Here is a 22,586-nt window from a genome sequence, read left to right as displayed (position 1 = left end):
CACCGCCGATGGTATCAGGACGTAAGATTTGAATTCGTCAGGGTATGATGACCTTCAATCTGGATTGTGAAGTCAGCATCGGCATTTCCGTCGATGTTGCCTTGAACCAGCGTGAAGTCGCCATTTTCACCCGAGCCGAAGCTGACCGCCAATTGGCCAGCCGCCGTGAACGCAGCACCCGTCACCAGGGTGAAGCTCTGGTCCCCCGCGGCAGCCAGGTCGGCGTCGATCGCACTCAGATCGAGACGATCACCCGGCTCGAAGCCGATGATGGTGTCACCATCGGCGCCGGAAGCTGATAGGAACCTGAACGTGTCAGCACCGGTTCCGCCGTTCATCACGTTCACTGCATTGCTCGCTGTGATCGTGTCGTTGCCGGATCCGGTGTTGACGTTCTCGATTCCCCAAAGCGTATCGCTTCCCGTTTGCGCGCTGAAGGCGCTTCCGTTTGCCATCGGGCCAGAGCCCAGATTGACATTTGCATTAACGGTTATCGCTGACATATCGAGAGTATCGACGCCGGGTCCTCCATCGCTGTCGTCTCCGAAGTAGGCATCGTCACCGTCGCCGACGTCGGCCACGATCAGATCGTTGCCGGCTCCGCCAAAGACAGTGTCGTTACCCGCACCAGCATTGATCATGTCGTTTCCGCCATCGCCGAAGATGCGATCGGCTCCAGCATCGCCGAACACAATATCGGCCTGACTGCCTGCGAAGACCTGATCGTCGCCAGTGCCGGCGAAGATGACATCGCGACCATCGCCGCCTCTGATGAAGTCATTTCCTTCGGCGGCAGAGATTGCATCGTCACCCGCTTCTCCGATGGCCACGTCATCACCGGCAAACGCAACGATGTTGTCGTCGCCCGCCGTTCCGGCCAGAACATCCGCCTGAGGGGTTCCCGTGCGAGTCGCTCCTCCGGTTGTTGGAACGGGCGTCACCTCATCGTCATCGTCGTCGTTTCCGGCCGTGTCGTCTTCATCTTCGTCTTCGTCGTCCTCATTTCCAGCGTTATCGTCTTCGTCGACTTCGTCGTCGTCGTTATTGCCGGTCGTGTCATCATCGTCGTCGGCGTTTTCATCTTCATCGTCGAGCTCGTTGGTTTCGAACATGTGCTCAGGCAGGTTTGTCAAACCGGTGTTCCGAGCAACGATGTCTGCGAACTCCTGACCGTCGATAAAGTTTTCGTAGAAGTCGAAGTTATCGAAGCGCGAGATATAGTAGAAGCGATCGCCGTCCTGCAGGCGGTCGAACTGTTCGTGAAGCACGACCCAGAACGTTTCGCCGACAACGCCTCCATTAATGTGCTTCTCGGCCAAACCGCCGACCCAGAGATCGACACGGTCGATTCCCTTGACGATGCCAGTTCCATCCGACTGAACGATCACGTCAATGTCGGGGTTTACACTGTTGAAAGCCGCAATATCGGCTGCAGCCAGAACAAGATCCGGGTAGGCCTGCTTGAATTGATTGATCACAGCATCGCTGAGACTATTGCGCTGCTGGAAATCCTCCCAAGACGTGTAGGCAGAGAGATTGCCGCCGGCAAAGCCTACAGCATCGCTGACATAGGCGTTGCTGGAAGCCGCAAGATCCTTGCGGACCTGGTTAAGTGTACCGAGGCCGACATCCCAGCCGCGAGCCACGTTGAAGGCGAAAAGATCCGCACTGATACGAACGAGATCGTTACGGACGGCATCCACGATATTGAAATCAACATCCTCGGCCGGCTGCGTTACGATACCGCCCACAATGGCATTGACGCCATGCTGCGCGTAGCCAGGTTGCGGCGTGTAGTACCCGGAAACGTCCACCGGAAACACCGACGGATCGTTGCTTGGGTTCAGGAAAGCGTCGAACAGCGAGACCTGAGTCGGATTCCCGTCTGCGTCGAGGATCGTCATGGTCTGGCCAATCAGCGAATGGCCGAACCGAAACACCGCTGCAGCGAACTCGTGAGAAATGCCGGAGTTTACGCTAGGATCGTACTCCTCGAAGCCGTGCGTTCCTTCGCTGCGCAGACCTCCCAGCAATGTCTCAAGATACTCATCGAACACGACCCGCTGATATTCCGCCTCGTTGACCATTTTGGCGGCCTGGAACAATTCTTCCGCCGTACCCTGGAAGCCCGCGGCCTCCAGCCCTTCCACGTGGAAATTGTGGTTTCGGGCCCAGATCGTGTGAATCGACGTCAGTGCAAAGTTTTCATTCGCGCGCCCGTCACCGGCCACGTAGTGATCCAATACGTTGATGAACGGATTGGTGTCGAGCAGGAGCGCATGGCCACTGCCCATGAAGCTCGAGATCATGCCCGGCAGCATGGAAGACGTAATAACTCCTCCGACCACGAGACCCGGGAAGTAATCGCGGAATGCAACCTCTCCGCCGGAAAGTTGCTCCGACTGGAATACGGTATTGTTCGCCCAGTGATGCTCGATCAGCTCACGCAGCGTCGGCAGCAATTTCAAGTTCGGATTGGATGGATCTGGTGAGCCCGCGAACAAATGCGCGCCGAGGCCGCCAGTTCCGTCACCCTCCCGCAAGAATTGCCCGACCAGAGCATTGGAGCCGTAGGCCTGATTTTGGTCGACATAGGGCGACGTGTGATTGATGTGTTGCGGCACACCATTCGCATCGTAGCCATCGACCGTACCGCGCGTGAGATCGGCCGGATCGCCTGACACCGGTCCGCCCCCGCCGGGTGCGCCGATCTGGACAGTCCCGTTGCCCCCCTTCCCGAGGAAGTCGAGGCCGTGATCGATGTACTGGCCCATCGCCATAAAGAAGATATTGGCGTCATTCCCCGATTTGGGCAGGCCTGCTTCCTGTGTGCCGAGGATATTGCTGATGTTGCGTGCATCGAGTCCATCGAACACCGGATTGATTGCACGATTTTCGAACGCATCGGCCTCACCGTAATGAGGATTCGTGATGCGGATGAAAGGTTCATCCGCCGCACCCCAATCGGGATTGGCCGTGTTGTTGCCATGGCCCGACAGATCGCGCGGCCCGACCGGAACGTCATCGTCTCCAGCGCTTGCAGGGGTTTGCCCATTCACGAGAGCCTTCAACCCGGCAACATCACCCGGCGTATATTCGAATACGCCCGAAATCCCTTCATCGTTGCCAGGAGCTGGCGGCGTGTTCTGGAATTGTGGAGGGACCGAACCTGTGAAAGTTATCGAATTCGTCCCGTTTGAGAGAGTCTGGGTGCCGTTTCCGTTGTTGGCAAGCGTATATGTACCCAGATCGGATCCCGGCGCCAGCTCAACGACATCTTGTGGACGCAGGTTGCCGATGATGGTGTCGTTACCGCCATTTGATCGGAACAGAATGCGGTGAGCCGACTGGAGGTCTGAAACATCGACGGTGTCGTCGCCAGAACCGCCATTGACCGTGATGGTGCTGAAATTCAGACTTGTTGGGTTGAAGTTACCGGACGTTGTAACAGTGTCATTACCCGCACCCGTATTGATGATGATCTCTTCAATGTTGTCGAGTTCGGCAATAACCGCACCGTTTCGCGTTATTACGATTTCAGTGCCCGGCTTCAGCCCAGTGATACCCGCCGCAGCGGCGTTGGCGGCCGAATACACAATGAAATTTTCAACGATCCCGCTGCCATTGATCACGAACTCGTCGTTACCATCGCCGCCATCAACAAAGTCGCGGTCATCTTGCGTAAGTTCGATTGGATTTCCGAGCAAGTTGAAGGACGTTGCAGTCCATGAGACCGTGTCGTCGCCTGCTCCGGCGAAGATAATGTCGTTGCCGCCGTCGCCTTCGATGGTATTGCTGACAGCGTTTCCGACGATGATGTCATCTCCACCATTACCGTTCAGCAAACCAGTTATGTCACGGACCACCTGGACCGCACCGGTGTCGGTCGCAATCGAATCGGTCAGTGCGTAATTGAAGCTTCCTCCGGCAGTACCGGTGTCATTGATCGTCAAGATTCCGGTCGATGGCGCAACTGTCAGACCGTTGATCGACGACACGCCGCTGACAGCCAGAATCGGACCATCGGCATCGGTGTCATCGGCCATCAACGCCCAGGTCGGAATCGCGAACGGCACATTGACGTTGTTGGTTACAATTCTGTCGTCGCCCGCAACTGGCGCATCGTTCGTGGCCGTCACGTTAATCATGGTCACCGCGACGTTGCTGTCGATAAACCCGTCATTCACAGTGACGTGTATGATCCGGTCGTCGGTGGCAGGCGCCTCCGACGTATTGCGGAATGAAATTGCCTGAATAGCCGCCTGATAAGCAGCGAGCGAAGCTGAGCCGGCCAATGTGACGGTTATACGTCCGGTCACCGTCGTATCGACAGCACCGGTGATACCATCAGGCAAGCCGCCCACAACCAGCTGATCGCCCGCCGATGCATTGGTAAGCACCACCCGAGCAGACACCATCTGCACGGCGTCATCGACGATCGACGGACCGCTGGCGATTGCGACTGCCGCTGCCCCCTCGGTAAACGACGTTTCGAAATCCACCGTCGGAACAGCTTTCGGCACCGTCAATGTGAACGTAAGATTATCGATGTTCACGAAGTCATTGTTGCCGACCACATTCGATACCGCAAAACGGATCGTCGCATTGGCGGTGAACGGACCAGCAAAGTCGAAGCTTCTGTTCGCGTTACCGGTTGAATTGTCAATAGTTTCAATGACGGTAAAATTGACACCGTCAGGTGCAAACGAAACCGTCACAGTCTCGCCGGCATCGAAGCCATCTTCATTGACCGCGTAGGTCAGCCGGGCAGACGACGCTGCGGACAAGTTAACGTTGCGTTCGATTGATGCCCCGTTTCCTGCGTCGAATTGCAGAGCTCCACCTGTAATCCGGATTTGCCCGCCTGTCGCGGATGCGCTGTTGTCATCGCTGATTTCCGTCCAATCCGGGCCCCAGTTCAGACTGCCATTGGTATTGCCGTAATTTTGAGTGCCGAAACTATCGGCATAAGTTCCGCCTGGATCAAATGCGTCAAGTTTCAGGCTCGGCGGAGTAAATCTGATGTCACGATCCGTGAACCGCAGCACTTCAATATTGCGCAGCGTATCCACGCCGTCGGAAAGAAGCTGTCGTCCGGTCGTGGGATCGATCGCCGTGGTGACGTTAACGTGCGTCACCGTAATGCTTCCGTCGGGATTCGCTGTGATCGTGTAGTTCGGGCTTCCATTGTCGTCGAAATAGCGATCGCTAAAGACTGCGACGTCTTCATCGGCAGCACTTGCGCCGGTGGTCAAAATTTCACGAACGATATGCATCTGGCTCGGCACGACAGTTCGAGCAATCAGCAGCTCGAACAGCGATTTGCCGGCCCATGCCGGATTTTCCGACACCGTGAAAACATGTTTCATGCTATCGACTGTCGCGATTTCCAGAGTCGGATTGTTCTGGTCCTTGATGCTGATGCGCACATTGAGCCAGCGATCACCGTCCAGAATATCGTCGCCAGCTCTGCCGCGGAGAATGTCGCTGCCCGCACCGCCGAGAAGGATGTTGCCGCTTTCGAAGAATCCTGTCGATCCGACGCTAACGATCTGGTCAAGCCCAGCGATCCGATCAATGCCCGCTTGATCAAGGCCATCTTTGAAAAAGGCCCCTTCGGTCGTCGCAGTGATATCTCCCACTGCCGGGGGCGTGTACACACGATCATCGCCAATCAGCGTGTCGTCGTGTTTCCATCCCGACAAAGCTTCGACCTTGTCGAATCGGTTACGCAGAATATCGGCCTGCTCTGTAGTGAAAATCGGAACGCCCAGATCGGCAAGAGCGTCAAGCTCCATTCCCTTGAAGATGCCCCAGTCGAAGCCGAACATGCCTTCGCTTCGGTTCACGCTTTCGCCCTGAACCATGATGTCGTCGCCGGATTCACCGTCGAAATCGTGCTCGTCCGTACCGGCGAACATGACGTCGTGTCCGACAATCGTACTGTTGAAGAACAGTTCGGAGTTGTCGCCCGCGGTGGTGTCAAAACCAGCACCCGCCTCGAGCCAATCGTCGCCTTCGTTGCCCATAAGCAGATCGGCGCCATCGCCACCCAGAACGAAATCGTCGCCCTGCCCGGCAAAGACTTCGGTGCTATCGACGCCGACAAAGATGATGTCTTTGCCGCTGCCGCCCATAAGAATATCAATACCGTTCGAATTGGCGATCACGTCGTCGCCTTCATCGCCCTTCAGGAAGTCGCCGGTATCGCCGGAATCGGTGATGATGTCGTTGCCCGCCCCGCCGTTGACGAGATCGACACCGGCACCCGATTCAATCCGATCGTCTCCGGCGTCTCCCCAGATACCGTCATCACCGTCATCAGTGATGATGGTATCATTACCGCTGGTTCCGCCTGCAACCACATGCTCACCGCCGGTGAACCGCAGGTAGTTTGCATCCGGACCGGAGGTACCAGAATCATCTCGGATAACCTTGCCCAGCCCCAGAGCTTCGAGAACTGGATCGTTGCCTTCCGGATCAACGCCTGGCGCGGAGCCGTTGTAGTCCTGCTGATTGGCGGAATTGACCTCTAGTACGAAATCGTACTTGGCAAAGGAATCGACGCCGATATGCCGCTCAACCACGTCGTCCGACGTGCCGCGAATCCCGTCCGGACCCGGCTGTGCAAGATCGGTGTTGGCCATGATCAGCTTGGCGAATGAATTCTGCTCAAGCGAGACCAGCAAGTTCTGACCCTGCGTACGTGTCAGATAATAGAAACGGTCGCCATCCTGCAGGTTCTCGAGCTGAGCCTCGAATATCGCATTGAATGTCGAACCCAGCATGCCGCCGAACGGCATGACCTTTTCGGCCAATCCGCCGATCCAGAGATCGATCAGATTGAGACCGGTCTCCCTGCCCGCCCAGGTGCCGGTGCTTGTGAGATAGTCAACTCGGTCCGAAGGCGCGATCTCATTTGCCTCGATTGTGCCATTCCCGTTCAGATCGGTTGTGCCGAGAACAAGCACCATCGCTGCATCGCGCTTCTGCTGTAGCGTTCCATCCTCGGGAATCGTGGGATGCGTGCCGTATGCGGCGATGAAATTGATCACCGACATCGAGTTCTTCAGGTTCGCGGCAAGGTCGACCCAATTGTCATAAGGTTTCAGGAACGATGATCCGGTTGCTCCGTAGAGCTGGCCACGGGCATCGTTCAAGGTCGGAACGCCCGCTTCGCGGCCTCGCGCGATATTCAGCGCAGCGAGATCGAGCGGCAGACCAAGCAAACTGTTCCGCAGCGAGCCGACGATGAATTCATCGATTTCATTCCCGGTTTCGATTGTCATACCTCGAACGATCGAGGCTGCCGCCTCATCGGCGGTCAGATCGTTGCCGGCTATACCGTCATCGACGTGGTCGAAGCTGATGGGATTCGTGAACGCCTCGATCAGACTGATATCCGCATCAAAGATATTTCCCTCGCCATCGATGCGAGGCATGTTGTCGGTCAGCATAGAATGACCGAAACGGTAAACTGTATGAGCGAACTCGGCGAAGATCGACGGGTCGATGTCGGTCGTGGAATTGAAGACAAAGGCATCGATGTTTGGCTGAACCTTGCGAGCGAATTCTTCAAACACAAGGTGCTGGTACTGCATTTCGGTGGCAAAGCGGCCGGCCTGAAACAGCCGTTCGCCATCCCACTCCAGCGTGGCGGCAAAGGCGGTCAATTCGAGCGGTGTGGCATCAGGTCCCGGAGCGCCAGACAGCGAAGTCAGATCATCCGTGAGCCACTCATTGATGAAGGCAAGGTTGCCGCTGCGGAGAACCGTTAGCTTTTGTGCTTCGACCTGACGGTTATGCTCCGAATGAAAGACGTGATGGACGGTGGTGAGACCGATGTTTTCGTTGCCTCGCCCGTCGCCAGTGATGAAATGCCGATCGAGCAACTCGTTATCGTAGGACGTGTTACGCCCCTGGAAATCGGCTGAGATTGCGTTGCCCAGGTCGGAATCCGAGTCTGGAGCCACCATGGTGGTTCCCTGCGTCGCGGGATTCCCATCGGTATCGTAGAACGTCCCCGGAATTGCGTTGTGCGCGATGTCGTCCAGGAAGGCATGACCGATGCGCACAGCTCCAGCTGCAAATGTGTTCACTGGAGCAGAACTGGTGCCGGAAACGACAATATCGTCAGCAGTATTCGGTATTCCGTCGGTGCCGAGGCCAACGACCAGCTGAGCGTATCCGGTCGACGGATCTGGGATGAACTTTCCGTAGGCGTCGGTCCGGATCAGCGGAATATTAAGGACGTCGCGATCCTCGAGCTGAATGCCAAGATGCGTCAGGGCGTTTGCCTTGATGTCGGCCCAGGTCGGCAGGCCGCCATTCGCGCCATCGAGCAGATGGCCGGTCGCGACCGATTTTCCTTCGACAGTCGTATACTCGCGCAGGAATACCTGATGGGACGCATGTGACGTATAGGTCTGATTCTGATCGACAAACGGCGTGGTCGTATTGCGCGTTTCGTGATTTCCATCCGGTCCCTCGACAACCGTCGAGCGCGTCAAGACCATGAAATTGGCGTTGCCACCCGGCACATACAATGGATCATCCGGCTGAAGCGGAATGTATACGGTGCCGTTGCCACCCTTGCTGATCAGGTCCAGGCCATGATCGAAGAACTGGCCGAAGAAGGTCATCCAGGCATTGAACGACGCCGTAAGGCCCTCGTCCGCGGCAATGTTCGGGATGGCCGAGATATCTTCATTGGTGATGTAGACGCCGTTGTCGCCTAGCGGCTGACCGGGGGCGACAGGAATTTTGCCGGGATTGGCTTCCTCCCAGGCTGCCTGGGCAATGGCGTTGTTCAACCAGGCTTGAATTGCCGCCGGGTTGTTGACGCTCATATCCACGACGAGATTGGAAATGATACGGGGGTCCGCGTCGGCGACGTTGCCTGAATTACCGCCATTGTTGAATGGATTGCCGGTCGGCGCACCGATGATATCGTAATCGGTATTCGTGACGACAGGCGATCCCGGAGGTCCGAGCGGCATTTGATCGCCATCGGCATCGTCACGGAAACTGCCATCAAGCGCACGCGGCATCGCCTGATCTGCGGCACCCCAAAATTCACGGCCTGGAATGAGGTTGTTATACGATCCGTCAACTGTGCGCAGTCCACTCGGGACATGAGGATCAGGGATCGCGAGTGTTGCACCCGGCGTGCTGGCGGAAACGACGTTGCCGTCGGCGTCCACATAGATTTCAGTTAACGGGGTCCCGGCCGCGTGTGCCTCTGCAATCTTGATCTGACGGAGGACGAACTCAAGGTCGGCTTGGTTCAGCGCGAATGCGGTCATGGACCCAACTCCCAATAGGCTGAAAATGACTGCCTATTGTTGATCCGTTTGGGTCTGCTGCTAACCGCGAAAGGTCCGAGGACTCTCAGGACCAAAGAGTTATCTCCATCGGGCTAAGGTCTTTCGACGTTAGTCCAAAATCCGCCAGACCTTGGTCTGACGGGGATCGAAAGCCGGGCGCTAAACCAGTTTCAATCAGGTATTTTTCGCACAGCGGCGCCACGAACCCATAGGCGAGAAATACCCCCTCAGGAAATTTAGCATTAATGATGGAACCGAAGACAATGATTGCAGTATGTGTATCATTCCAAGCAGAACTCTGGCTCCCTGCGATCCAAGCAGATTTGCCGTTGATCCGGTTACGAACTTTTTAAACCAAGAGAAGCTGTCCCCATGTTTTGGCCGTCATTTAGAGCCGGCCTCGGAAAATTCCGCTTAGGCCTTCTTCAGCAATTCGTGATCGCCGCAGGGCTGACCATTGCCCTCTCCATGGCCGCTCTTGCGTATTCAATGTCGGAGCGAATTGAGGGAAGCCTCTTGCAGAGCGCCGCCGGAGAGGCCGCTCTGCTGATTGACGCCTTCCTTGGGCCATCAGTGCAGGAGCTTGCTACCTCCGATAAACTGTCGCCGGAGAACGCAAAAAAGCTGGACGAGATTCTGGAAGGGCAACTCAAGGCCCGAGTAAAAAATATCAAAATTTGGCTGCGCGACGGGACGCTCGTCTACTCGACAGACAAGGCGCTTGTCGGGAAAAGATACCCGTCCAAGCATCTCGACTTGGCATTTTTCGGTAAGATTTCGGGCTCGTTCGATGAACTCGACGACGAAGAAAACCACAACGAACGCTTGCTTAACATACCCCTCATTGAAATCTACGCACCTCTTCGCCGAACCGGGTCGCAAGATATTATCGCGGTCGGAGAACTCTACAATAGTGGAGAGCAGTTCGCGGCAGAGCTTCGATCTGTACGATTCGCATCGGCGGGGATCGTGGGAATGATAAGCGTCCCGATGATGCTGCTGCTTTTCCTGATGGTGCGTCAGGCCAGTCAGATGGTTGAGAAACATCGCGAAAAGCTAACTCAAAAAATTTCTGAAACAGAAGCGCTTGCAATTCAAAACGATCAGTTGCGACAGGCTGCGGAAGAATCCCGGATCGACTCTACCCGATCGAATGAACTTCTCCTGGAGCAAATAGGGCAGGATCTGCACGATGGACCCGTGCAGCTCCTTAGCCTGCTTATCCTCAAGTTGAGCGAAGCCGAAACGGTGATGACCAACGCCATTCCTGAAAGGACGAATGTCAAAGCGGATGCACGTCAGTTGACCACTCGAATTCTCAGTGAGTTGCGCGAAATTTCAAAAGGGCTGGTTCTTCCCCAGTTGGAAGGCCTGTCGGCGGCCGAAACGATCTGGCTTCCCGTCCGTGCGCACGAACATGTCACAGGCACCAAAGTCACTTGTACGATCGGAGCACTTCCGGAGGAGATCTCCCCCCCAACCAAAGTATGTATCTACCGTATCGTTCAGGAAGGGCTGAACAATGCATTTTCTCATGCCGGGGGGCGTGATCAGCATGTTGGCGCCTGGTCTGACGCTGACTTTATTCATGTCGTCGTGAGCGATGGCGGTCCAGATTCCGCTACACCACCTCCTGATCCGCGGAGCCGGACAGGGCTCGGCCTGCCCGGGCTAAAGCGCCGCGTCGAAGCATTTCATGGAACTTTCACTATCAAAGTCCTGCCGGAGGGAGGAACCCGAATTGAAGCAAAGCTGCCGCACACGGCCTCCTCTCAGATCAACCAGAACGCGTATGACCCGTAAGAGGCAAGGTCTAGAGAACGCCGCGCGGCGCGCCGGTAAGCCTAACGGGCCAATAGTTACGGGGATTATTTACATTGGATCGGCTTTTACCTATAAATTGTTTATTAAGAATGTTTCTAGCTTTGCACAGTCCCTTTAGAAGACCCGCCGGTTCTGTTTTTGAGTAGGTCGAGTAATGAGTATTGTTACAGTCGCACTTGTCGATGATCACCCCCTCATGGTCGAAGCTATTGTAGCGCTTTTTTCGCGCGCTCCAGGGTTGCGGCTTCTGGCTACCGGAACAACCGCAAACGACATCATCGAAATCTGCTCCCGGCATAAGCCGGATGTGCTCATCTCGGATCTCAGCATGTCGGGAAATGTCTATGCGGCGCTAGCTGCCGTCGCAAAAAATTGCCCCGCAACAAAGATCGTGGCCTTCACGGCTGCTACCGGCGTGGACACTGCTATCCGCGCACTCGACGCAGGAGCAAACGGTTACGTTTTGAAGGGAAGCAAGTCGTCCGAGTTACTACAGGCAATTGACTGCGTTCGACGCGGTGAAACCTATATTACTCAGAATTTTGCCAGCCAGGTTATCGCAGCCCTGCGCGATACCTCGCTTCGGCGAATCGCCGCGGAAGCGGTCAATTTAACGATCCGTGAGACGCAGATCGTTCGGCTGCTTTTGCGCGGTCAAACGAACAAGGAAATTGCGATTGCGCTCAAGATCAGCGAGAAAACTGTCAAACACTATATGACGATCCTGATGCAGAAGCTGCATGCGAGAAACCGTCTTGAAGTCGTGATCGCCGCCCAAAAACTTGGCGACGATGAGCCGGCTGTTGGATCCGTGAGCGGCGTTGCGTGGCCCACAGCTCCTTCTTTTGCCCTCTAGATCCATCACCATGCGTCGACGTCAACTGTTGTCGCACAACATGCGATCGATGAACCGCGCGTGTCGAGTTAGCGATGACTACACAGATAGACCATCGCCTGATGTTTTAAGAACCAAAACAAACGCCCCTATCGCCGCGAACAGACCGCGCTGAACTGCAACTTGGAACCAAGCTCGGATTTGCGCTCCTTATTCAGCAACAGTCCGGGCTGATCGTTTGTCTGCATTCCCTTGAATCCGCGGCAGTTGTACAGCGCGCTGTCGTTTGGCGATGCTCAGAGATGGAACGTGCGCTGACAAATTCCATAAACGCTCATTACTGCGAGGAGCTTCAAGACCATTCATTATTGACAAATATGGTATAGTTCGACTCCCACACCTGAGAAGTCCTAATTTGCATGGCCCAGGGCAAAATCGACCGAAAGCCCACAACCCTTGCCGAAGCTATCGATGCGCTTGAGCAGAGAGAGAGCTTCGATGCAGGTGGACGGACGATTTTCCATATAGCGCGGCTGAATCCGAATTCCGGGAAGCATACTCATCTCGTTGTAATGGAGCATAGGCATCCTCTCTCAGCCGAAAGCACTTTCATCACTCTGCAATCGGGCAATGTGTTTCGTGCAATCGAACGTTCAAGCATCGAACGCCGCGAGTATTCCATTGAGTTGCTAGACGGCGGTATAGTGTCGCTTGATGCGACCGTGACACTAGAAAATGGCGCAGAGTTACACGCCGTGGAAATCGTACCTGAGCGACTTCCATACAAATTAGGCCCGCTGGATCAGAAAATCATCCACGCCGCCATCTCAATTGCGAAAATTGAAAACGCTGTTTATCGATCTTTCCGTCATGGAATATCTGAGGAAGATGCCAAGCGAACTGTCGTTGTCGATGATAAGCTCATTGAGTTCGGTGAATTCATTGACCAGTTTAAGTTTATCGATTTCGGTAAACTAGCTCAGGTCAAAATACCGCCCCTCTTACTCCTGAATATCAAAGGCGAATTTGAGAAACTCTTTCCGACTGAGAGATCTCCATCTGAACAAAAGATTTCCGATACCCTAGCCTTGGCCGGCTTTTGGAAACCAAAACGCAGAACCAAATCATGAATCACCGAGGTCACTTTTTCGCCATCTTCTGACTTGGATGCAGCCTAGTGACGGCGTTCAAAAGATGTGAATATTAGCAGCTTCATTCATTTTGGAATGGAGCTTCGATGCATACGCCCATTGTCGAAACGGCACTACTCTCCTCACTTAAGCAGAACACGCACAACGCGCGAACCCACTCAAAGAAGCAAATCTCGCAGATCGCGAACAGCATTCGTACGTTTGGCTGGACCCAGCCAATTCTGGCAGATGACCAAGGAAATGTTATCGCCGGCCATGGACGACTGGCCGCCGCCCTGGAGCTCAAGCTCAGAACCGCGCCCGTTATCTATTGCAGTGGGCTAACCGAGATTCAGAAACGCGCCCTTGCAGTTGCCGATAACAAAATTGCAGCAAACGCCGGTTGGGATCGTCAAGTGCTCGCGGCAGAGTTGGGCGAACTCGCAACGCTGTTACCGGAATGCAACCTGGACTTGTCGATCACGGGCTTTGAGGCTGCAGAGATCGACAGCCTTATGGGCGACTTCGTCGACCTCGAAAATGAACCCGCTGACATCATACCTGAAATTGCGGCGCAGGCTGTTAGTCGCACCGGCGATCTATGGACACTCAGGGGTCACCGACTTTTGTGCGGGGACTCCAGATATCCGGGCCATGTCGAACGCCTTATGGGTTCCGACCTCGCCTTTATGATTTTCACGGATCCGCCGTACAACGTACGGATTGGCTCCGTACAAGGCCGCGGCAAGATCAAACACCGTGAATTCGCGGCCGCCTCTGGGGAGATGTCACGCGCTGAGTTCACAGATTTCCTTACTCAATGGATGCGTCTTGCCGCTCGCTATACTGAGGACGGCGCAATCATCTTCTGCTGTATGGACTGGAAGCACGTTGGAGAGTGTCTTGTAGCCGGCGAACAGGCCTTCACCGAGCTGAAGAACATCATTGCTTGGGTCAAGTCCAACGCCGGCCAAGGCAGCTTCTACCGCTCCCAGCACGAACTGATCCTTGTATTCAAGAATGGCACCGGACGTCATCAGAACAACATCGAGCTCGGGAAGCACGGCCGGTCGCGCTCCAATGTATGGCAGTACGCCGGAGTCAATTCGTTCCGCAAGGACCGGCTAGCGGAGCTGACGGTTCATCCCACCGTGAAGCCAGTTGCTCTGGTTGCTGATGCCATGCGCGACTGTTCGTCTCGCGGCGACGTTGTTTTAGACCCGTTCATGGGTTCTGGCACGACAATTCTCGCTGCCGAGAAAGTGGGTCGCAAAGCTTATGGGGCTGAGATTGATCCATTATACGTGGATGTGGCGATACGACGTTGGCAGGATTTCACCAAGCGCGACGCCATCCTCGGATCCACCGGCCAAACTTTCGATGAGGTCGCCGCTGAGCGTTCTCGCCGCATCCGTCGTGTGAGGACGTCATGAGCTCAGATACAACGCTGCACGGATCAGACGACAAACCACCCCGCTACATCAGAAAACGTGACCGAGTTCGAGACCAGGATGTCGGCTATGGCAAGCCTCCCAAGGCGCATCAATTCAAGCCGGGCAAAAGCGGCAATCCAAAAGGTCGCCCCGAGGGAGCTAAAAGCGAGGCAACGATCTTGCTCGAACTCCTCAATCGCAAGGTCGAGATGCGTCAGAATGGTAAGATCCGAAAGATCACCATCCTTGAGGGCATTCTCAGTAAGCTCACCGAGGATTCGCTCAGGGGCAATACCAAGAGCGCGGCATTCGTTCTGAACCGACTTGCAGCAATAGCATCCACAGCCAGCACCGAGTCCGAGATCAATCCCGACGACAAGGCGGTCCTGGACGCCTATCTGCGTAAATTCCGATCCTCGCTCGACGAAAAGGAGTGAGCGAATGAACGAGAGAGAGCTGTTTTACTCGGTCATGCGCAACGATTTCGAAAGCTTTCTGCATCGTTGCTTCTTGATGCTCAACCCGGGCGCCATCTACCTCGAAAACTGGCATATCAAGGCGATTTCCCATCAGTTGCAACGCATCCAGAGCGGAGAGATCAACCGTCTCATCATCAACATGCCGCCCCGGTACCTGAAATCCCTGACGGTGTCAGTGATCCTGCCGGCGTTCCTGCTTGGACATAACCCGCGTATGAAAATCTTCGGCGTGAGTTACAGCAACGATCTATCCGCCAAGCACGCGGCAGATTTCCGGGCTATCGTGACCTCGGATTGGTACCAAAAGACTTTTCCAGGCATGCGGTTGGCCCGCATTGTGGATTCCGATGTCTTCACCACAAAGCGGGGCTTCCGCCGATCAACCTCTGTGTCGGCAACACTGACAGGTCTTGGCGGCGACATGATCATTCTCGATGACCCCCAGAAGCCCGTCGATGCGCAATCCGATGTCTTACGCAACTCGCTCAACCAGTGGTTCACAAATACGCTCCTTTCGCGGCTCGACGATAAGGCGGCCGGCGTCATCATTCTGGTCATGCAGCGCGTCCATCTTCACGACCTCACAGGCTTTCTGGTTGAGAACTCCCCTGACTGGAAGGTCCTGAGCTTGCCGGCCATCGCCGAAACCGACGAGAAAATCGAAATCGGCGACAGGGAATACCACATGCGACCTGCGGGCGAAGCCCTTCATCCCCGATATGAGACGATTTCAACGCTGGAGAAGCTTCGCACCCAGATGGGATCCGCCATCTTTAGCGCCCAATACCAACAGTCGCCCGTCCCTGACGGCGGCGCGATGATCCATCGCGAATGGATTCGGTATTATGATCAACTGCCAGAACAGACCTACCGCACCAAGGTCATTCAATCGTGGGATACCGCTGCCAAGGTCGGCAGTCAGAACGATTGGTCGGTCTGCACCACCTGGCTTCTGGTCGACAAGCATTTTTATCTGATCGACGTGACGCGGGGCCGTTATGAATACCCGCAGCTTCGCGCTATGGCGATTACTCTTGCGCAGAAGTTCAATCCGCTCAAGATTCTTGTAGAAGATGCATCAACAGGCATTGCTCTGGGCCAGGAGCTCAAACAAAGCGGCATCTTTACCGTCAAACCTGTCCCCATTGAGCGGGATAAGGTCGGTCGCCTGTTTGTCCATCAGGCCAAGTTTGAAGGCGGCCTGGTGCTGTTTCCACGGAAGGCGCCTTTTCTGGCGGAACTTGAAGCCGAGCTTTTGACCTTTCCGCAAGGCAAGCATGACGATCAGGTCGACAGCCTCAGCCAGGCTCTCTCATACAAGGGAGGATACGATACGACCATGTCATGGGTGGGGTGAGGATGAAGCCCTTCCCCTGAAGTGAGGCGTGTCGTTGCCCGGTCAGAGCTTGCGGATTGAAGAAAAGCGCATGGTGAAGACCGGACTTCTCATTGATCCTGCCAGGGTCACGCTCATTTCCCTTACGCAATCGACCGTTGATCGAAAAAACTCTCCCGAAAATCGGACAGTATCCCCCTTCTTCATTGCGGCCAAAGATTTGAACAGGCTCGTGTCGGGATCGATCAGGGTCTTGTCAGAAAAATCCGATACGGCATTATTCCAGGTCGAGACCTGCAGGTTCGGGGCAAGCTCGAGCGTAACCACCCCTTTGCCATCCCCATTTGTTGACTGATCGGCGACCTTTGCGATCCAGCCGGAGACGTAATTGCCCTGAAGAGCGTTGCAAACCGCCTGCTGTCTGTTGCTTCGAACACCTCCTGCAGCCAACTCATTTGGGGCAGCGATAAACTGAGAGCGGGCTTTTGTAACGGCCTCAATAAAGCGGGCCTGGTCCGGTGGAAGAGGCATGCTCGGAGCCGGCGGAGGAGCGCTTTTCCCGCCCCCGACCAAAGCTCCGACGACGACAAATCCAAACGCGCAGCCCAAGGCCGCCTTGACCGCAATATTCATGGGGAGGACTCCCGTTCAGTGCTCGCTGGCCCTCCCGCCGCATCGTGAGTAACGCGACGTGGGCGGGTCAGCACATCGCTTCCCTCAAGACCGAAGTCCACAACACCTCCGGCCGCCTGCCCCACTATCGGAGCGGTCGGTTAATATAATCCTATTTTGGGATAATCCATTTTCGGGATCAAATTGCTTGCCGCCGATTCACGGCCATGGCGGCACATGCAAAAGACCCTTAAATCCAAAGACTATGAGCGTCTGATTGGCCTTCTTGTCGCTGCGCGGGAACGGGCCGGAATCCGCCAGCACACCCTTGCCGAAACCCTTGATGTGCCGCAGTCCTTCGTTGCCAAATATGAGGGCGGCGACCGGCGGCTCGACGTGATCGAGTTTATAGCCATCGCAAGGGCCCTCGGTGCAGATCCGATAAAGCTGTTGCGGGATTTTCTCGCCGGAAAGTCCCCCACTCCGCCGCGAAAACGCGGCTGAACGGCTAGACATTCGGCCCGAGCATCTTGTGATCCAAACCGGGCGAACATCGTCACAAGATTGCTCGCCTTTCCGCTCGACTTCACTGCCATTCGGAGCGTCACTGTCGCCGTAAATCGGAGACGGAATGATGGACCGCAAAATCACCGAACAAGCAATTGGCTTGATCCTCATCGAGATTGGTGCGCGCCTTGGGGAAGCCGCGCGAATCGCCAAAGCTGCAGAAGCCTGCGCTCTAGCCGGCAGTGTCAGTGAAGGGGTGAGAGTCTCGATGGATCTCGAGCAGATATTTTACGAGACTCACCGTTTGCAGGATGCAGCTTCGCTGCTCAACCGATTGTCGAGCGAATAGGATTTCTTCAGCCCAAGGTTCCCTGCCCGTCTGCAAATGGCGGGCTTGTGGTTGTGGCAGCACAGGATGCTGTCGCTTACCTACGGAGAGCCAGATGGCCAAGCCAACGTCGACCAAACTGAAATCGGGAACGAAGGTTTCCGCCAAGAAACGCAAGCCCACCGCCGCTGAGCGTTTTAAGAAGCCCACAACGATTGTCCCATCGCCATCTCGTAGCGCAAAGGCCTCAAATCCAGCGCCGGATTTATCCAAACAGGACACTGTCCTGGCGATGCTCCGTCAGCCAAGCGGTACCACCATCGCAGCCATCATGAAGACGACCAGTTGGCAGCAGCATTCAGTCCGGGGCTTCTTTGCTGGTGTCGTCCGCAAGAAACTGAAGCTCAATCTTGCCTCCGAGAAGATTGATGGCGAGCGCCGCTATCGGATTGGTAAAGCTGCGGCATCCAGGTAATGGACGCCCGCCCACCCGTGAACGGACGACTGATTGATCCGGATGTGGAGGCCGAGCTGAATAAGCTCGGCGCGATGCCGATCGCAATCTTGCGGGTCCGGTACCGCGAGTTGTTCCGGTCTGAACCGCCTCCAGCGTTCGGTCCGGACTTGTTGCGGCGGAGCATCGCCCAGCGGGTTCAAGAAAGGGCTTACGGTGGTCTCTCCCGGGAGGCCAAGAAGCTGCTCGGACAATTGGTGCGGTCGATGGCCTCCCGCAAGACCGGACGCCTTGAGGTGCCGCAGCGGATCAAACCCGGCTCCGAGTTGGTGAGGGTTTGGAACGACCAAACCCATAGGGTCACGGTGCTAACCAAGGGCTTTGCCTACCAAGGCGAGGTCTTCACCAGCCTCTCGGAGATCGCCAACAAGATCACCGGCACCCGGTGGAACGGCCCGAAGTTTTTTGGCCTGCGAACGAAGAACAAGGAGACCGACGGGACGGGCCAGGCCCGACCGGCATCAAAGGGGGTTCGCCGTGGCCGCAAATAACGTCAAACCAGTCCGCTGCGCCATTTACACCCGCAAATCCACCGAACATGGTCTTGAGTTGGAGTTCAACTCCCTCGATGCCCAGCGAGAGGCTTGTGAATCTTATATCAAAAGCCAGGCTTCGCAGGGCTGGCGCGTTCTGCCGCAGCCCTACGACGATCCGGCTTTCTCCGGCGGCAACCTCGACCGGCCTGCCCTTAAGCAACTTCTGGCCGATATCGAAGCCGGCCTGATCGATGTGATCGTGGTCTACAAAATCGACCGTCTCACCCGGTCGCTCGCCGACTTCGCTAAACTGGTCGAGACTTTCGACCGGAAATCGATTTCCTTCGTCGCGGTAACCCAGCAGTTCAACACCACCTCCTCCATGGGGCGGCTGACCCTGAACGTTCTGCTGTCGTTCGCTCAGTTCGAGCGGGAGCTCGCCTCCGAGCGCGTGCGGGACAAGGTCGCCGCCTCTCGTCGCAAGGGAAAATGGACCGGTGGGACCGTCCCGCTCGGCTATATGGCCAAGGACAAGAAGCTGGTCATCAATCCGAAGGAGGCTGAAACCGTCCGCATCATCTTCAAGCAGTATCTGGCGCTCAAATCCTTCAGCCTGTTGGTGCAGGACCTCGACCGCCGCGGCATCGTCACCAAACGACGCGACACCAAAGTGCCAAAATATCGCGGCGGCATACCCTTCACCTATGGTCCTCTCGCCCATGTCCTGAAGAACCGCGTGTACCTGGGCGAGGTGCATCATGGCGGCAAGTGGTATCCCGCCGAGCACAAGCCAATTCTCGATCAGAAAATCTTTGATCAGGTGCAGACCCTGCTCGACGAGAACCGCGTGACCACCCGAACCCGGCAATCAGCCAGCGTAGCCCTTCTCGCCGGCAAACTTCGCGATGATCGCGGCAATTATATGAGCCCGAGTTTTACGGTGAAGAACGGCATCCGTTACCGGTTCTATATTTCACGCGCTCTTATGCGCGGCAGGAAAGCTCAGGCTGGCTCGGTCGCCCGCATTCCGGCGCAACTCATCGAAGGCCTTGTCATCAACGCTATCCGGGAGCACCTCGCACTCGATCCGCAGACTCCCGACGATCAGCTCCGACGCCATGTCGTGGATTCCGTTGCTGACGTCGCCGTTTACCCGAAGAACATCACGATCCGCCTACAGCCAGACAACGCAGACGCGCTCGATATCCCGTGGAAAGCGCCGCTGAAGAACGCTCCCGCGCTTGCGCCATCCTCAACAGATACCGATCAGCCGGATCCAAAGTTGTTGCAGGCGATCGTCCGGGCGCATGCTTGGTTGCGCGACCTGCAGTTCGGCAAGTTCGACAGCGTCGAGGCGCTGGCACAATCGGTCAAACTCCATCCGAAAGTCGTCCGGCAGGAATTGCGCTATGCGTTTCTGGCGCCCTCAATCACCGAGGCCATTCTGACCGGCGAGCAACCGCCTACACTCACGCTGGCGCGGATTCCAAAGACTCTGCCTCTGACCTGGTTCGCACAACGCCGCGCCTTGGGGCGCTGATCGGAGTCGCCCATCCGATGTTATGGAATCTGGGCAAAGTTTAGCTTTAGCCAACGGAGTCGGATTTCACCCTTCGACTATTTCCTCAAATGGCGTCCGATCTCGCGTTAAGATGCCTGCCCAGATGTGCCTCACCTGATCTATTTCGAGCGCTGCAGCAGTACCGCCATGCCTTATTTCTTCAATGTCGGGTTCGCGATCGACATGGCACGTACGGCAACCAGGCCTAATTCGCTACGCGTGCACTGGGGAACGCGAAGACTTGTTGAAAACATTGGCGTCCCGGTATCCAGACAAATGGGAAAGACTGAGAGGCGAGTTCAACCAGGCAACGAACGAATTCGCGTTGAAGGGTTTCTGCCTAGTCGATACGACGATGCGTTAGAATATCAGGGGTGTCGCGGCACCCCCGATATCTCCAGACGGCCCCGTACGAAGGTCGATCAATTGCATCGCTCGATCTTCGCGATCGATCAGACAATCTCTAGTGAGCAAGCGGAGACCAGCCCTCGCGACGCTCGCCCAAGCACTGTCCGCACATCTCTAGCCCGCAGCGTCTTTACCGACCACCGAGCCAGCTTCTGGGCCGCGCCGCATCAGGTGACGGTCGCCCGCTCGATAATGGCACGCAGCGATGACGCGGATTTAAACGCGCCGAATGTCAGATGCGGAGCTTCGATCCTGCTTACCCGAAACGTGTCTGATACGATCTCCGGTGCGTTCCTCAGCAACAGCGAATACTGCACCGCTATCGCGATCTGCTCCGCGAGACGCCGTGCCGCCCTTTCGTGCGATGCGGCTTCGTCGATAAGATCGTCGATCTCGGCCCAGAGCCGGTCGAGAACCGCAGAACCCTCCACTCTGATTTCTCCCCGAAGTGCTTCGCGGATCTCGGGCTCGCGACGAAGCACACGCAGCAGATCCAGACAGATGACGTTACCTGACCCCTCCCAGATTCCGTTCAAAGGTGCCTCGCGATACAGTCGTGCCAGCACGCCCTCCTCGACGTATCCGTTGCCTCCCATGCACTCGAGGAGTTCGACGATCGCGACCGGCGCCCGCTTGCAAATCCAGAATTTGGCCAGCGGCACGAGGAAGCGGGACAGAAGCCTTTCGGTTCGATTCGTCTCGCTCAGGTCGACCGCCTGCGCGGCACGCAAGGCCAACGAGAGGTGCGCCTCGCTCTCCACGGCGACATCAGCAATGACGGCCTCCATGATCGGCTGATCGATCAAAGCCCGCTGAAAGGCATAACGCGTCCGCGTGTGCTGGATTGCCTCGGTCAATCCGCGGCGGATGATAGCTGCGGAGCTTATTGCGGTTTCAAGCCGCGTCAAATGGGCCATTTCGATCAGCGTGGGAATGCCGCGGCCTTCCTCCCCGACGAGGATGGCGCGCGTACCCGAATACTCGATTTCGCTGCTGGCACTAGAGCGGTTTCCAAGCTTTTCTTTCAAGCGCTGGATCAGAAAAGTGTTTCTCTCGCCATTGGCCAGCGAGCGCAGAACAAAGAAACACGTCACTCCCTTGTCGGTCCTCGCCAGAGTAAGAAATCCATCGCACATCGGAGCGGAGCAGAACCACTTGTGACCGGTTAGTTCGAATTCCGGACCGAACTCACCATCGCCGACCGGTGTGGCGACCGTAGCCATTGCTCGCAGGTCTGAGCCGGCGTGTTTTTCGGTCATCGCCATGCCGACCGTGATGCCCTTCTTTTGGCTGAAGTGGATCGGTCGCGGGTCATAGCTGGTGGAGAATATCTTGGGTTCGAGCGCCGCCGCCAAGGCGGGAGCATTGCGGATGGCCTTGACGGAGGCATACGTCATGGATGTCGGACAATTCACACCTGCATCCGCCTGATTCCAGATGTAGCTCAGCGCCGCGCGTGCCGCGTGCCCACCCTCCTTAGCCGTCCAGGCAAGCGAGTGAACGCCACTTCCGAAAGCCAGGCCCATCAGCTCGTGATAGGCGGGATGGAATTCCACCAGGTCGGTCCGGTGACCGAAGCGATCGAACGCACGCAACTCCGGAGAATATCGGTTGGCCAAGCGGGAAAGATCCTGAACGTGCACATCACCCGCTTGTTTGCCGGAACTCCTAAATGACTTTTCGAATGCGGCGGCTCCGGACCACTGGACCACATCCCTTAACGCAGCATCACCGTCGAAAAAATTAACCGACGGGAGCGGAACAGCCTGGTTCGTGACTTCGTGAGTGGGTCTCGCCTTAAGAGCCATTTCAGCCAT

The 22,586-nt window shown here is 56.2% G+C and carries 14 protein-coding genes; 11 read left to right on the top strand and 3 right to left on the bottom strand.

The genetic code is table 11. The features are described 5' to 3' along the window. Positions 1 to 14: 14 nt before the first annotated feature. Positions 15 to 9,305 carry a peroxidase family protein gene (locus HMPREF9696_RS20115; protein WP_002714899.1) on the bottom strand — a complete coding sequence of 3,097 codons (9,291 nt, stop codon included), beginning with the start codon at positions 9,303 to 9,305 and terminating at the stop codon, positions 15 to 17. 393 nt (positions 9,306 to 9,698) lie between these two features. Between HMPREF9696_RS20115 and HMPREF9696_RS20110 the strand changes: the two genes are divergently transcribed. The 6 genes from HMPREF9696_RS20110 (at position 9,699) to terL (ending at position 16,384) form a co-directional block, all read left to right on the top strand. Next, positions 9,699 to 11,129 (top strand): sensor histidine kinase, encoded by a 1,431-nt coding sequence (locus tag HMPREF9696_RS20110; RefSeq protein ID WP_002714898.1) that lies wholly within the window; start codon positions 9,699 to 9,701, stop codon positions 11,127 to 11,129. A 175-nt stretch (positions 11,130 to 11,304) separates the two neighbouring features. Continuing rightward, a complete protein-coding gene (locus HMPREF9696_RS20105) occupies positions 11,305 to 12,006 on the top strand; it encodes a response regulator (protein ID WP_002714897.1) in 702 nt (233 codons plus the stop codon). A 398-nt stretch (positions 12,007 to 12,404) separates the two neighbouring features. Beyond that, positions 12,405 to 13,115: a hypothetical protein gene (locus HMPREF9696_RS20100; RefSeq protein WP_040301674.1), complete on the top strand. Its 711-nt coding sequence runs from the start codon at positions 12,405 to 12,407 to the stop codon at positions 13,113 to 13,115. A gap of 107 nt (positions 13,116 to 13,222) precedes the next feature. Next, complete coding sequence (locus tag HMPREF9696_RS20095; RefSeq protein WP_002714895.1) at positions 13,223 to 14,548, top strand: site-specific DNA-methyltransferase; 1,326 nt, start codon at positions 13,223 to 13,225, stop codon at positions 14,546 to 14,548. Continuing rightward, positions 14,545 to 14,985 (top strand): DUF5681 domain-containing protein, encoded by a 441-nt coding sequence (locus HMPREF9696_RS20090; RefSeq protein ID WP_002714894.1) that lies wholly within the window; start codon positions 14,545 to 14,547, stop codon positions 14,983 to 14,985. Before HMPREF9696_RS20095 ends, HMPREF9696_RS20090 begins: the two co-directional genes overlap by 4 nt. A 4-nt stretch (positions 14,986 to 14,989) precedes the next feature. Continuing rightward, a complete protein-coding gene (terL, locus tag HMPREF9696_RS20085; RefSeq protein WP_002714893.1) occupies positions 14,990 to 16,384 on the top strand; it encodes a phage terminase large subunit in 1,395 nt (464 codons plus the stop codon). A 42-nt stretch (positions 16,385 to 16,426) separates the two neighbouring features. On the opposite strand, the gene HMPREF9696_RS20080 is transcribed toward terL, so the two are convergent. Beyond that, entirely contained in the window at positions 16,427 to 16,996 is a 570-nt protein-coding gene (locus HMPREF9696_RS20080; protein WP_002714892.1) for a hypothetical protein, read from the bottom strand. 216 nt (positions 16,997 to 17,212) lie between these two features. Between HMPREF9696_RS20080 and HMPREF9696_RS20075 the strand changes: the two genes are divergently transcribed. The 5 genes from HMPREF9696_RS20075 to HMPREF9696_RS20055 all read left to right on the top strand — a co-directional run bounded on the left by HMPREF9696_RS20075 (position 17,213) and on the right by HMPREF9696_RS20055 (position 20,340). Continuing rightward, positions 17,213 to 17,479, top strand: a complete 267-nt coding sequence (locus tag HMPREF9696_RS20075) for a helix-turn-helix domain-containing protein (protein ID WP_040301671.1) — start codon at positions 17,213 to 17,215, stop codon at positions 17,477 to 17,479. A 130-nt stretch (positions 17,480 to 17,609) separates the two neighbouring features. Further along, positions 17,610 to 17,831, top strand: a complete 222-nt coding sequence (locus HMPREF9696_RS20070; RefSeq protein ID WP_040302215.1) for a hypothetical protein — start codon at positions 17,610 to 17,612, stop codon at positions 17,829 to 17,831. Between the two features lie 94 nt (positions 17,832 to 17,925). Further along, entirely contained in the window at positions 17,926 to 18,285 is a 360-nt protein-coding gene (locus HMPREF9696_RS20065) for a DUF3489 domain-containing protein (RefSeq protein WP_002714889.1), read from the top strand. Beyond that, positions 18,285 to 18,815 carry a DUF2924 domain-containing protein gene (locus HMPREF9696_RS20060; protein ID WP_002714888.1) on the top strand — a complete coding sequence of 177 codons (531 nt, stop codon included), beginning with the start codon at positions 18,285 to 18,287 and terminating at the stop codon, positions 18,813 to 18,815. The genes HMPREF9696_RS20065 and HMPREF9696_RS20060 overlap by 1 nt, the downstream gene beginning before the upstream one ends. Then, entirely contained in the window at positions 18,802 to 20,340 is a 1,539-nt protein-coding gene (locus tag HMPREF9696_RS20055) for a recombinase family protein (RefSeq protein WP_002714887.1), read from the top strand. The genes HMPREF9696_RS20060 and HMPREF9696_RS20055 overlap by 14 nt, the downstream gene beginning before the upstream one ends. Positions 20,341 to 20,936: 596 nt before the next feature. Here HMPREF9696_RS20055 and HMPREF9696_RS20050 read toward each other — a convergent pair. Further along, positions 20,937 to 22,586 carry an acyl-CoA dehydrogenase family protein gene (locus tag HMPREF9696_RS20050; protein WP_002714886.1) on the bottom strand — a complete coding sequence of 550 codons (1,650 nt, stop codon included), beginning with the start codon at positions 22,584 to 22,586 and terminating at the stop codon, positions 20,937 to 20,939.

Origin of the sequence: Afipia clevelandensis ATCC 49720 (genome assembly GCF_000336555.1) — a bacterium.
GTDB lineage: Bacteria > Pseudomonadota > Alphaproteobacteria > Rhizobiales > Xanthobacteraceae > Afipia > Afipia clevelandensis.
This window is presented reverse-complemented; position numbering and strand designations above follow the sequence as displayed.

Excerpts from the sequence above, each read along its gene's own strand:
- HMPREF9696_RS20115 (WP_002714899.1), bottom strand. The coding sequence starts at position 9,305 with ATGACCGCATTCGCGCTGAACCAAGCCGACCTTGAGTTCGTCCTCCGT.
- HMPREF9696_RS20110 (WP_002714898.1), top strand. The coding sequence starts at position 9,699 with ATGTTTTGGCCGTCATTTAGAGCCGGCCTCGGAAAATTCCGCTTAGGC.
- HMPREF9696_RS20105 (WP_002714897.1), top strand. The coding sequence starts at position 11,305 with ATGAGTATTGTTACAGTCGCACTTGTCGATGATCACCCCCTCATGGTC.
- HMPREF9696_RS20100 (WP_040301674.1), top strand. The coding sequence starts at position 12,405 with ATGGCCCAGGGCAAAATCGACCGAAAGCCCACAACCCTTGCCGAAGCT.
- HMPREF9696_RS20095 (WP_002714895.1), top strand. The coding sequence starts at position 13,223 with ATGCATACGCCCATTGTCGAAACGGCACTACTCTCCTCACTTAAGCAG.
- HMPREF9696_RS20090 (WP_002714894.1), top strand. The coding sequence starts at position 14,545 with ATGAGCTCAGATACAACGCTGCACGGATCAGACGACAAACCACCCCGC.
- terL (WP_002714893.1), top strand. The coding sequence starts at position 14,990 with ATGAACGAGAGAGAGCTGTTTTACTCGGTCATGCGCAACGATTTCGAA.
- HMPREF9696_RS20080 (WP_002714892.1), bottom strand. The coding sequence starts at position 16,996 with ATGAATATTGCGGTCAAGGCGGCCTTGGGCTGCGCGTTTGGATTTGTC.
- HMPREF9696_RS20075 (WP_040301671.1), top strand. The coding sequence starts at position 17,213 with ATGCAAAAGACCCTTAAATCCAAAGACTATGAGCGTCTGATTGGCCTT.
- HMPREF9696_RS20070 (WP_040302215.1), top strand. The coding sequence starts at position 17,610 with ATGGACCGCAAAATCACCGAACAAGCAATTGGCTTGATCCTCATCGAG.
- HMPREF9696_RS20065 (WP_002714889.1), top strand. The coding sequence starts at position 17,926 with ATGGCCAAGCCAACGTCGACCAAACTGAAATCGGGAACGAAGGTTTCC.
- HMPREF9696_RS20060 (WP_002714888.1), top strand. The coding sequence starts at position 18,285 with ATGGACGCCCGCCCACCCGTGAACGGACGACTGATTGATCCGGATGTG.
- HMPREF9696_RS20050 (WP_002714886.1), bottom strand. The coding sequence starts at position 22,586 with ATGGCTGAAATGGCTCTTAAGGCGAGACCCACTCACGAAGTCACGAAC.